General features: G+C 58.7%; 12 protein-coding genes. 6 read left to right on the top strand and 6 right to left on the bottom strand.

Annotated features, from left to right (window positions below; all coding sequences use genetic code 11):
- Nucleotides 1-140 precede the first annotated feature (140 nt).
- From VL197_15575 to VL197_15595, 5 genes are all read right to left on the bottom strand, one after another.
- A complete protein-coding gene (locus VL197_15575) occupies nucleotides 141-623 on the bottom strand; it encodes an adenosine-specific kinase (protein ID HUJ19404.1) in 483 nt (160 codons plus the stop codon).
- A 94-nt stretch (nucleotides 624-717) separates the two neighbouring features.
- Entirely contained in the window at nucleotides 718-1,737 is a 1,020-nt protein-coding gene (locus VL197_15580; GenBank protein ID HUJ19405.1) for a hypothetical protein, read from the bottom strand.
- Between the two features lie 10 nt (nucleotides 1,738-1,747).
- A complete protein-coding gene (locus tag VL197_15585; GenBank protein ID HUJ19406.1) occupies nucleotides 1,748-2,737 on the bottom strand; it encodes a hypothetical protein in 990 nt (329 codons plus the stop codon).
- A gap of 6 nt (nucleotides 2,738-2,743) precedes the next feature.
- Entirely contained in the window at nucleotides 2,744-4,177 is a 1,434-nt protein-coding gene (locus VL197_15590; protein ID HUJ19407.1) for an MBOAT family O-acyltransferase, read from the bottom strand.
- 159 nt (nucleotides 4,178-4,336) lie between these two features.
- Nucleotides 4,337-5,020: a zinc dependent phospholipase C family protein gene (locus VL197_15595; GenBank protein ID HUJ19408.1), complete on the bottom strand. Its 684-nt coding sequence runs from the start codon at nucleotides 5,018-5,020 to the stop codon at nucleotides 4,337-4,339.
- A gap of 314 nt (nucleotides 5,021-5,334) precedes the next feature.
- On the opposite strand from VL197_15595, the gene VL197_15600 reads away from it, so the two are divergent.
- From VL197_15600 to VL197_15610, 3 genes are all read left to right on the top strand, one after another.
- The gene (locus VL197_15600; GenBank protein HUJ19409.1) at nucleotides 5,335-6,435 is read left to right on the top strand and encodes a nitronate monooxygenase family protein; all 1,101 of its coding nucleotides are present in this window, start codon (nucleotides 5,335-5,337) and stop codon (nucleotides 6,433-6,435) included.
- 140 nt (nucleotides 6,436-6,575) lie between these two features.
- Complete coding sequence (locus VL197_15605; protein HUJ19410.1) at nucleotides 6,576-8,075, top strand: type IV pilus twitching motility protein PilT; 1,500 nt, start codon at nucleotides 6,576-6,578, stop codon at nucleotides 8,073-8,075.
- 15 nt (nucleotides 8,076-8,090) lie between these two features.
- Entirely contained in the window at nucleotides 8,091-8,573 is a 483-nt protein-coding gene (locus VL197_15610; protein HUJ19411.1) for a hypothetical protein, read from the top strand.
- A gap of 124 nt (nucleotides 8,574-8,697) precedes the next feature.
- Here VL197_15610 and VL197_15615 read toward each other — a convergent pair whose 3' ends face one another.
- Nucleotides 8,698-9,285 (bottom strand): hypothetical protein, encoded by a 588-nt coding sequence (locus VL197_15615; protein HUJ19412.1) that lies wholly within the window; start codon nucleotides 9,283-9,285, stop codon nucleotides 8,698-8,700.
- A gap of 210 nt (nucleotides 9,286-9,495) precedes the next feature.
- On the opposite strand from VL197_15615, the gene VL197_15620 reads away from it, so the two are divergent.
- The 3 genes from VL197_15620 to VL197_15630 form a co-directional block, all read left to right on the top strand.
- Nucleotides 9,496-10,059 carry a hypothetical protein gene (locus tag VL197_15620; GenBank protein ID HUJ19413.1) on the top strand — a complete coding sequence of 188 codons (564 nt, stop codon included), beginning with the start codon at nucleotides 9,496-9,498 and terminating at the stop codon, nucleotides 10,057-10,059.
- Between the two features lie 63 nt (nucleotides 10,060-10,122).
- Entirely contained in the window at nucleotides 10,123-10,680 is a 558-nt protein-coding gene (locus VL197_15625; GenBank protein HUJ19414.1) for a uracil-DNA glycosylase, read from the top strand.
- Nucleotides 10,681-10,784: 104 nt separating this feature from the next.
- Nucleotides 10,785-11,954, top strand: a 1,170-nt coding sequence (locus VL197_15630; GenBank protein HUJ19415.1) for a PAS domain-containing protein, incomplete at its 3' end; no start/stop codon positions are given.

An 11,954-nucleotide genomic window follows, 5' to 3' on the forward strand; every position in this document is an offset into this window, starting at 1 on the left:
GTCTCTTGTCTCTTGTCTCTTGTCTCTTGTCTCTTGTCTCTTGTCTCTTGTCTCTTGTCTCTTGTCTCTTGTCTCTTGTCTCTTGTCTCTTGTCTCTTGTCTCTTGTCTCTTGTCTTCGGTTGTCCGTCCTCTGTCTTAATTAACGCTTATACCCGATCTTGCGCAGGAACTCTTTCCGCTGGGCCTTGTCCAAGGCGGTCTCGACGCCTTTTGGCGACGAGCCGTCGATCACGCCCAGAACTCCCCTGCCCTGCGGGGTCGATGCGACGACCACCTCGAGCGCGTTCGCCGTGGCGCAGAAGATCCGGCAGACCTCGGGACAGTTCTTGACGGGGGTGAGGACATTGATCGGGAAGGCATTCTTGAGGAAAACGCAGAACACATGGCCCGCGCCGATGGACTCAAGGGTCCTGACGCATGCGGTGATGAGCTCCTCGTCGTTCCCCTCGGTGCGGATGAGGCAGGGGCCTGAAGCCTCGGTGAAAGCGACTCCGAATTTCGCCTGCGGAACCGTGGTCGCGATGATCTCGTACAGGTCCTCAATGGTCTTGATGAAATGGGTCTGGCCAAGGATGATGTTGCAGCCTTCGGGGATTGGAACGGGAACGGTCAAGAGCTCCATGGCTTCCTCCAGTCTGATCGTCGTTGTGTTTCCAGTATATCAAATGGGGACAGAGAACAGCCCCAACTGAAAATTGAGAGTTAAAGATGAAGAATTAAGGATACTGTTTGACCACCTTATTTTCATTCTTCACTCTTCGCTCCCCGAACCCCTGGGGCATGACGGCCCTCTCGAGATAGGCGAGGACTCTTTCGGTCCGGATCCGCCGCGCCTCATTGTTGATGTGGTTGACAGTGTTGGTGAAGTATTCATAGGGGTAGAGAAAATCCTGCGGTGTGCCCAGGATCCGGCAGTCCAGCTCTTTCCGCAGGCGGGCCTCGTAGAGCTTCATGGCCTCCTCCTGCCTGCGGTACTCTTCCTCCGGGTAGGCGGGAAAAAAGAACAGGGCCTGCACGCCCATCCCGCGCACCTCCCGGCAGAACGCGTTCACGGAGGCAAAGGACTGGTCGCGGTAGGCCGCGTCCGCGAACAGATCCACGCCTGTCTGCTCGATCACGCCGGGAACGGCCGCCCGCATGGTCCGCAGGGAGTCGCCGTACAGATTGAAGTATTTCCCGTAGTAGGCGTAGCCTTCGCCAACCAAAGGAGCGAGACGGCGCGTCCGGACCGCTTCCCGTACCGCCTTGGGAAGCGCTTGCAGCTTGGACCGGAGCAACCCGGTCATATCGGTCAAGAACGCGAGTGTCCGGTTCTGGCCTTCCCGGTAGAGCCGGAGGTTCCGGGCAGGCGCCAGTGCGAAGACCCATTTGCGCGCCTGAAAATCCAGGGCATCGAACACCACGCTGTACTCCGGAACGATCACGACCGTGTCTCCCGAGCGGAGAAAAGGCCTGATCTCTCGCAGGAGGGGCGTGATCGCGAAACCCGCGTACAGCCCCATGTTCACCACAGGGCGGCGCAGGCGCTGCTCCACGAGCCCGCTGTCCAGGCCGTCGAACAGGCCGCTGCCGCCGACGAAGACGATACGGTCCCGGCGGCCGTCCTTCAGCAGGTCCCTCTTGTTCACGATCGCCGAGAGATTATCGCTGTAGGGGATGGGGAGCAGGAAGACCGTCGAGACCGTAGCCAGGACGAGCAGGGTGAGGGCGCCTGCTTTTATCAGAAATCTCTTCATAGGCTTTGGCTCATCGGCTTGAAGCGGTCCGCCGCATCCAGGGCTGCGCCTGCAGAAGGGCGATCAGCCGTTCCGTCCGCATCCTCCTTCCCTCGATGCCCAGGTGGTGGATCGTGTCGGTGAACAGGCCGTAGGGATAGAGAAAATCCTCGGGGTTGCCGATGATCGGACAGAGCAGCTCGTTTCGCAGCCGCTGTTCATACTGCAGGAGCCCGGCCCGGAACTTGCGGTATTCCTCCTCGGGATATGCCGGGAACATGAGCGCGGTCCGCACGCCCTGACCCCCCTCGTCGCGGCAAAAATCGTTGAGCGCCGTCAGGGACTGGTCGCGGTACTCTTGTATCGAGAAGTAATCCTCCCCGCGCTGCCGGATCAGCTCGGGTGACGTCGCTGCCGGAAAGATCCGGAAGGAGTCGCCGTTCCCGTTGAAAAAGGTCCGGTACTGGACATACCCGCCCCTTGTGAAGATGCTGAGCCCCCGGTTCTTGATTGCTTCGCGGATGGCGAAGGGGAGCGCCTCGAATTTCGACCGGACGAGCCCGATGAAATCCAGGACAAACGCCTTCAGGCCCGCCGGAAAATTTCCATACAGCGGCATCAGGTTGCGCGCCGGCGCGAGCGCGAAGATCCATTTTCGCGAAACATCGAGATACCTGTCGTAGGTGAGGCCGTATTCGGGTATGACGATCACCACATCGCCGGCGTGCAGGTAAGGTTTGATCTCGCGCAGGACCGGCGTGATGCCGAAGCCGGCCCACAATCCGATGTTCCGTACGGGCCGGCCAAGCCGTTGTTCGACCAGCGGGCTGTCCAGCGCCGAGTACAGCCCGCTTCCGCCCACGAAGACGATGCGGCCGCCCGGCCCGTCCTTCAGCAGGTCCCGCTTGTTCAGGATGGCCGATAGATCGTGATTATAAGGGAGCGGGAGTAGAAATACAACGAGCATCAGTCCGACGACAAGGGATGCCAGCACAACCGTTTTATTGAGCAGTCGTTTCATGTCGCTTCAGAATTGAAAGTAAATGAAACGTTGCTGGCCATAGCTCCCGAAAAGGACCGTCATCATCACCAGCGCGTAGTACAGGGACCAGCGGACCAGGAGCGGCCGTTCGCTGAAGAGGTTGCCTATCCCGCGGTCCCGGTGGACGTAATGGACATATTCCATGAACAGGATAAAGAACAGGATGAACCCGTCGAAGGCGAACCTGCCCCTGCGGGACAGGCCCGCAAGGTCGTCGAAGAGGTGGGACACTACATAGAGGGCGTCGGACATGCTGTTGGCCCGGAAGAATATCCAGGCGAAGCTGACCAGCAGGAACGTGACCGCGACCTGGACCGCATGATGCAGCCGCGGATGGTCCTTCAGGCCGAGACTTTCGGCCAGGGCGCCCCGGAGCGAAGCGGTCACCGATGACAGGATCAGAAACAGCCCGTTCAGACCGCCCCAGACCACGAAGGTCCAGTTCGCACCGTGCCACAGCCCGCTCAGGAGAAACGTGAAGAACAGGTTGCCGTACCACCTGCCCTTCGCCACCCGGTTCCCGCCCAGTGGGATGTACACATAGTCCCGGAACCACGACGTGAGCGACTTGTGCCACCGCCGCCAGAAGTCCGGGACTGAGCGCGCGCTGTAGGGCCGGTCGAAGTTCTCCATCAGGCGGAAGCCCATGACCTGGGCAGAGCCGAGCGCGATATCGGAATAGCCCGAGAAGTCGCAGTAGATCTGCCAGGCAAAACACGCCGTCGCGAAGAAGAGCGGGTAGCCCGTGTAGTCGTGCAGGTTGTTATAAACCTGGTCCACGACCGGAGCCAGCGCGTCGGCGATCACCACCTTCTTGAACAGGCCGAAGGCCATGCGCTTAAGCCCGCCCGTCACCCGGCCATAGTCGAAGGTATGGTGCTCCCGGATCTGGTGCAGCAGGTTCTGAGGGCGCTCGATCGGGCCCGCCACAAGCTGGGGGTAGAACATGACGTAGAGCGCGTAGATACCAAAGTGCCGCTCCGCCTTCTGATTGCCCCGGTATACTTCGATCACGTAGCTCATGCTCTGGAACGTGTGGAACGAGAGACCGATCGGCAGGATGATCTTGAGGCTGTTGATCCCGTAGTTCCAATGGAGGAATCGGGCCAGCTGTGCCGCATTGTCATTCAGGAAATTGAAGTACTTGAAGAAGGCAAGTATGGCCACGGTCACGAAGAGGCTCACGACGAGGTACGTCCGCCTGAGCTTCCCCGCCGGGGTCCGCTCGATCAGGATGCCGGCCGCATAATCCACGACGATCGTGACAACGAGGATCAGGATGTACTTCGGGATGAAGGCCATGTAGAACACGCAGCTCGCAGCGAGCAGCAGGAACCACCGCCACCGGTGGGGAAGGAGGAAATAAAGCGCCGTGACAACGGGGAAGAACAGGAAGAACTGAAATGAATTGAAAAGCATGACATCTACCGCCGTACGAATGAACGCTTGATATGGCCGGTGCGCAGCACCAGACGGACAAATGACTTATATAATGATTCGCGGGATATTGTCAATAACGAAATCGCCGGCGAACGGACAGGGACAGTGAACAAGGGAGCGGCCGGCAGGCTAGCGGGACTACAGGGGATTCTTGAAAAGGACCTCGGACTCGGTGCCTTTCTGGAGCAGGTCGAGCATGCGCGCGATAGATTCCTCATGCAGTTCGTGGATCAGGTTCCGGTCCACCCCCGTCCTCCGCTTCTTGTTCAGGAACGAGAGGAACACGATGCTTTTGTAGATCCTCTTGTTGGTCTTGAAGGAGAACACATAGCGGTCGAGGGAGTTCTCGAGCAGCAGGTCGCTCCGTTTGCGGACGGCCCTGCTGATGGAGATGGTCTGGAGCCAGTAGGTCTTGTCGATCAGGCTGTCGGCCTTGAGCTCGACCCAGGTGTGGCCCATATTCCCGCGATCGTCTGTCAGCGTCTCATGGGCGACGGTGTCCGACGCCAGGTGGCACAGGTAGCCGTATGCAAACGCCCGTTCGGGCCAGGATTTGGCCTGGTCGAAAAGCTTCAATCCCACATCCCAGGAATGTGAGCTCTTGTCTTCGGGAAGGTATTTCTTGCCGATAATGATGTCGGCCATGACATTGCCGTAAAGGAAATCCTGCTTGTGCTTCTTGAGCAGGGCAAGGATGCCGGCCGGGATGAGCGGCGCGCAGGAGAGTATCTCGTTGCCGAGATATATATGGGTCAGGGGGCCCCAGGCAAAGACCGTGGACGGTATAAAAAGGAAGCCTAAAAACAGGATTGCAACAAACATGATGAAAGTGCCAGCCTCTAAAGGATCCGGAAGATAATGTCGATGAATACGGTGTAAACAGCGTAGATGATAACTCTTTCGAACATGTCCGTCAATAAAAAAACGAGAAGCCTGCAGACCTGCTCCGGATATCCTTCAAAAACAACGGATTTCCCCTTTCACGGAACAGCGTTACTGTGAATTTTAAAATCTCTGGTTGTATCGAATCGGGCCTTATGGTATAATCCGCAGTATTTTACCGTCGCAACAGGCGACCAGAGGCAGGAAGTCGGCAATCGCTTCCGGTCCGATCGTGATGAGGGGGGAAGTTGAAGTTGCAAACAGTATTAAAGCCACTGGTCATCAAAGGAAAGACTATACGAGTCCCGATCGTTCAGGGCGGCATGGGCGTGGGCGTTTCGCTATATCCGCTCGCCAAAGCAGTTGCCCGGGAAGGCGGACTCGGCATCATCTCGAGCGCCTGCCTCGACCGTCTCCTCTCAAAAAGGAACAATAAAAAGCTGAACACCTATGAGGCGGTATACGAAGAAGTCTCGCTCTCAAAGATCGAGAACGGCTTCGCCGGGATCAATATCATGGCCGCGCTCCAGCGGGACTACAACGATTCGGTCAAGGGAGCGCTGGATGCCGGCGCCGACGCGATCATCTCCGGGGCCGGGCTGCCGCTCAACCTGCCGGCCATCCAGCCGCCGAAGGACACAGCCCTCATCCCCATCGTCTCGTCGGCGAGGGCCCTCGATATCATCTGCAAGAAATGGGAAAAGCTCGGCTACCGGCCAGATGCGGTGGTGCTCGAAGGCCCCTTGGCCGGCGGCCATCTGGGGTTCAGGATCGACCAGGTGGACCTCGAGTCCAACAGGCTCGAGAACCTGCTGCCGCCTGTGAAGGATCTGGCAATGAAGAACGGCAACATTCCCGTCATCGTTGCGGGCGGGATCTACACCCATGAGGACATCGTCCGGTTCATGGCCATGGGAGCCGACGGGGTCCAGATGGGCACCCGCTTTCTGGCGACCGAGGAGAGCAGCGCAACCGAGGCCTACAAGCAGGCCGTTGTGCTGGCGCAGGAAGAGGACATCGTGGTCGCCCACCGCCCGGGCTCGCCCTGCGGCCTGCCCTTCCGGGTCATCAAACAGTCCCCCATGTATGTTTCGTCGCTCAAGCGGCTCCGTCCGCCCAAGTGCGACAAGGGCTATGTTCTGATGAAGGACGCTGAAGGCAAGTATACGATCTGCCCGGCAAAACAGGACAATGAAAACTACTTCTGCATCTGCAACGGCCTGCTCAGCTCGGGCGGCTACAACCCGGACAAGGAAGAATCGCTCTTTACCGTCGGTTCGAACGCCTGCCGGGTGAATAAGATCATATCGGTCAAGGCTCTGATGAGCGAGCTGACCGGCAGGGGTGCCAGCTGAAGCAGGAGATCGCCAATATCCTTCGCAAAACCGGGAAATAGGCCGTCCGTCATCCGCGAAGTTCCTTCCGGGGCCGCCCTATGCCCGCTGTTCGACCACATTATCCGCCATCTTTCCGATACGAGTGAGGACGACTGCCGATGAGCCAGCTCGACAAGTTGATCGAACGCCTGCAGCCCCGGCAGCAGCTGCTGCTCGAAACCGGCAAGGAGCCTACGCTCAGATCGGAAACGGGCAGCCGGGTCATGGTGAACCAGCAGCTCCAGACCCCGCAGATCATCGCGCTCCTCACCGAGATCACCCCCCCTTCCCTCAAGGAACAGGTTTCCCGCAAGCGACAGGCCAATTTTGAATACACTCTGGCTGGAAAGACCTACACGGTCACATTCCTGGCCCAGGGCGAGCTCGTGCGGAGCGTCATCTCCCCTGCCGAAAAAACCAGCGAGGCCGTCGAAGAAAAGGCGGACGACATCTTCCAGGATGAGGCGCCCGCGCCGGCAGCGCCGGCCCCTGCTGCCGCGGCCAATGCTCCGGCCGTCGAGCCGGAGGTCAACGGCCTGCTTCGCAAGATGTTCGGCATGGGCGCCTCGGACCTTCACCTCACGTCGAACCACAGGCCCCTCGTCAGGCTCCACGGCGACATGTTGGAGCTCACGGACCAGCCCGCGATCCCGCCCGACCGGATACGGAAGCTGCTCGCTGAGATCATGCCTGAACATAATGCCCGGCAGTTCGAGGAGACGAACGACACGGACTTCGCCCATGAGATCGCAGGCCTCGCCCGGTTCCGCGTGAACATCTTCCTGGACCGCTTCGGCATGGGCGCCGTGTTCCGCCAGATTCCCATGGAGATCGTGACCGCAGAGAAGCTCGGCCTCTCGAAGCAGGTGCTGGATCTCTGCTTCCTGAGCAAGGGCCTCGTGCTGGTGACAGGCCCGACGGGCTCGGGGAAGTCCACGACCCTCTGCGCGCTGGTCGACTACATCAACCGCCACCGCAAGGACCACATCATCACCATCGAGGACCCCATCGAGTTCGTCCATGCCCGGAAGCACTGCCTCATCAACCAGCGCGAGATCCACGTGCACACCAAATCGTTCGCCAATGCGCTTCGCGCAGCGCTGCGCGAGGACCCCGACATCGTCCTGGTCGGCGAGATGCGCGACCTGGAGACCATCTCCATCGCGATCGAGACGGCTGAAACGGGCCACCTCGTCTTCGGCACGCTCCACACGACCACGGCAGCGTCAACGGTGGACCGTATCATCGACCAGTTCCCGGCCGACCGGCAGGCCCAGATCAGGACCATGCTGGCAAGCTCGCTCAAGGGCGTGATCGCCCAGACGCTGTGCAAAAAGATCACCACGGGCAGGATGGCTGCCATGGAGGTTCTGTTCGTAAACAGCGCCGTGTCAAACCTGATCCGCGAAGGCAAGATCTTTCAGATTCCGTCCATCATGCAGACCGCAAAGGCGCAGGGCATGCTGCTCCTGAACGACGCCCTGTTCAAGCTGGTCGTGGACAAGCAGGTGGCGCCCGAGGAGGCCTACATCAAGTCCGTGGACAAGCTGGGATTCATGAATCTCCTGAAGAGCAAGGGCATCACCTTGAATCTTACCGGGGGGAGCGCCTTCGATTAGGCAGGGGAGCGGCACATGAGCGACCAGGCGGAATTCGCGGTACCCAAGGACCGGCAGGACGTGGCGGTGTGGCTGTATGAAGGAAGAGCGCTTACAGGCGCTATTTTCCTGGACTATACAGCGGCGGCGCTCGACGTCCATCACCGGATGGTCGCCTTCCTCGAGGACGGCAGTATCTTTTTTCCGCTGGTACTGAAGGGCGGCGGGACCGAGTTCATCCACAAGAAGAATATAAAGCTGATCGAGCTGAACTGCGGCGACGATGGGGAACAGCTCGAGACAACGTTCAATCTGATGCATACCGTGAACATCACCGCGGTCTTCACCGATGAGGGCAAGCTGTCCGGATCTCTCCTGGCCGACGTCCCCGTCGAGAAGACGAGGCTCTCCGACTGCCTCAACCTGCCCGACAAGTTCCTCAACGTCAGGATCGACACCAGGATCTACTACATCAACAAGGACTCGCTCCGGAAGGTGATCTACGCAGCCACGAAGTGAGCTCGGGCCCTGTCTCCTCTTTCCCGATCATTCCAACTGTCCGGCTGGCACACGGGGAGAAGCGGTGAAAAAAAAATGGGGGCTTGTACAAGGCCCCCATTCTCGTCCTGCCATCATCACCGGGCTATTTCCCCTTCGAGGGGGTCAGTGCCGTGTAGTTCGCTTTTCCGGACTCCACGTTGCCGATCGCCTTGGTCACGTGCCGCTCGTATTTCTTTTCAAAGGCCGCACCCTTTTCCGGATCTGCCAGCTGGATCGGCCTGCAGTGCCGCATCCAGTCGGTGATACGGGTGTCATTCGAATCCAGAGCCGTCAAACTCACACGCGTTCCTCCTCCCGGTCCGACGAACGCACCCGCGCCTACCCGGGGATCAACCGAGATATAGTAGGTTTTTCCTGCCGAAACCTTCCCCTTCACGGCCTCCCAGGTCTCTGCTTTCACCAGGAACAAATGCTCGCCTGGTTTGACCCGGTATGAGACCGAGGTGACCGGCTCGAGGAATCCAATGAAATGGTCCCGGTCCCAGAGCTGAAAGTTACCTCCGCCGAAGCTCACGGGATTCGGCCTCAGGAAAACGATGAGCGCGGCGTCATGACCCGCCTTCAGCTGCTGTTCGGCCGTTATCATGCGCGGGCCGCCGGCGACGCACCCGGCAAGCACTGCTGCGATTGCGACGACCAACGCCAATACAGCCAGAGAATACCTCTTCATTGTTCGGCTCCTTCCGATGGATTAAAATTATGTAAAGTGTATCTGCAAATCTCTTATGTGTCAACCCGTTCGCGCAACCATTTCTTAACAAAAAAGTCTGGGGTTCCGTTGCGTGCATTCTTCTGCGCTGCCTAGCGGGAACGGCCAGTCCGTCGCGACCAGTTTCTTGTTGACAGCTCCCGTCATACACGCAATAATCAGTGACATACAATGACCGCACCAGACCACATAGAATTCAGAAGGGCTGTTCCCGCCGACTACAAGGCCATGCTAGCTCTCCAGAAAGCAAACCTGATCATCGCTCTTGGCGAACGGGGAGCGCAGGACGGATTTCTGACCATGGAGTACACGGAACATCAATTCGAGGAGATCAATCAGGACCTCGGCATCGCGGTAGCAGTCCAGGGGCCGATGGTGTTGGGCTATCTGTGCGGCATGTCTTTCAGTTACGCCGGGCAGTTCCCGCTCTTAAGCGAGCTGATCGGAAATCTGGCGGGGCTGAGGCTCGACGGACGAGCACTCACGGGCGATAGGACCTTTATCTATGGGCCGGTCTGCATTGTTGCGATGGCTCGCGGCACTGGCATACTTGGGGGCCTCTTTACTGCACTGAAGAAGATCGCCAGGCCCCGTTATGATGCCTGCGTCCTCTTCATATCTGACCGGAACAAGCGCTCGCTGCACGCACACATCAGGAAGCTCGGAATGAAGGACCTGGGCACATTCGAATTCGATCGAAAGCTCTTTCATATAGCAGGTGCATTTCTTGACTAGAACGCCAATCGTGATTCTCCAGTCACCGCGGGACGTTAGCCTTTGCATGAAGACCGGCAGTCTATGAACAGGCAAAAAGAGCTTCAAAGAATAGCCGAAGAGATCAAACGGTGCCGCGAATGCAAAAAAGGAGGCATCGGGCTGCCAGTGCCTGGCGAGGGAAGCGGAAAAATGCCCGTCATGTTCGTTGGCGAGGCGCCCGGAAGGACCGAGGCGAAGGCGGGAAGGCCCTTTATCGGCAGGTCCGGGCAGCTTCTGCGTCTGACGATCAGGGAGATCGGTCTCGATGAGAGCGAGGTCTTCATCACGAGCCCGGTCCATTACCTGCCGGTGACGGGCAAGCCTTCTCCGGACATGATCGAACACGGCCGCACGCATCTTCTGAAGCAGATCAAGGTCATCAAGCCCCGGGTCATCGTCCTGCTCGGGAACACTGCCTGCCGCGCCCTGCTTGGGCAGAACGTCAAGATTGCTCAGGAGCACGGCACGGTTGTCGAGAAGGATCATATCATGCACTTCATCTCCTTCCATCCCGCCTATGCGATCCGTTTTCCGGACGGCAGAAAGAAATTCATCCGTGACTTCGGCGTCCTGAAGGGCCTGACGACGAGGTCCCTGTAAACACAAGCTCACTACCAAAATATTTGGATTTTCCCTACTTTTATAGTATAATATAACCAGTGCGTGTGCCGACTGCTGCCGGCGAACACATAACAGGTTTTTGTATGATGCAATCACTCTCCGTTCCAATCCCGTACGAATTCAGTATGCTCGCGCTCCCGTCCCTCGCGGTATCCTTGGGGGTCATCGCGCTCGGCATCTATGCCCTGACCAGAGAGCAGGCTTCCTCGGAAAGCGTCGTCTTTTTCATCCTGACCTGGAGCATCAGCCTCTGGCTCTTTGCCTTTGCCTGGATGTACCATGCGAAGGACCCCGCAACCGCGCTTTGGTGGGCGAAGGCAGGCTATATCGGTGTCATCTGCATTCCCGCCGCCGTATTCCAGTTCAGCGCACTTCTGATGCGGGATTATGAACGGGTCCGAAAACGGGTGTTCGCCGTCTGGATGATCAGCATGTTCTTTGTCGTGCTGACGTTGACGACAGCCATCCCCTTCAGCTCGCTGTACTCGTATTCCTGGGGGTTCTACCCGAAGCTCGGCATGGCGAGCCTGCCCCTGCTCGGGTATTTTTTCGCCGTCATGCTTTTCGCGCTGCACCAGTCGATCTCGGTGTACCGGAAAAGCCACCGCAACACAGCCCAGATCGTTCGCGCGCGCATTCTGCTTTCCACCTTTTCCCTTGCCTATCTGGCGGCGCTGGATTTCGTCCCTGCCTTCGGCATTAACTGGCATCCCTTCGGCTACATTCCCATTTTTCTGTTCGTTGTTATCGCGGCCCGATCGATCACGCGTTACCGCTTCAAAACGATTACGCCGGCATTCGCGGCCGGGGAGATCACCCGCGCGATGAACGACGGTCTGATCGTACTCGACCCGGACGGCGTCGTGCGGCTGGTGAATCAGGCAGCCTGCGGGCTCTTCAACTGCCGGGAGCAGGACCTCGTCGGAAGGCGGCCGATGAGCGGCATGACCAGCAGCCCGCCCTTTGCTGAAACCCTGGAGGCGGTCGTCCGCAGCGGGACCGTCCACAACTATGAAGTGAATAATGCCCTCGGGGACGGCTCCCGCCGCTCGCTCAGCCTGTCCACGTCCATCATGCGGAACTCCGCAGGGGAAGCGCTCGCAACGGTCTGCATGGTGAACGACATCACCGACCGGAAACGGACGGAGGAGGACCGGGAAAAGCTCATTGCCCAGCTCCAGGAGGCGAACCGGAAGCTCCAGGTCCTGGACAGGATGAAATCCGACTTCATCTCCGTAGTCTCCCACGACCTG

The sequence above is a fragment of the Nitrospirota bacterium genome, from assembly GCA_035516965.1.
Lineage (GTDB): Bacteria > Nitrospirota > UBA9217 > UBA9217 > UBA9217 > MHEA01.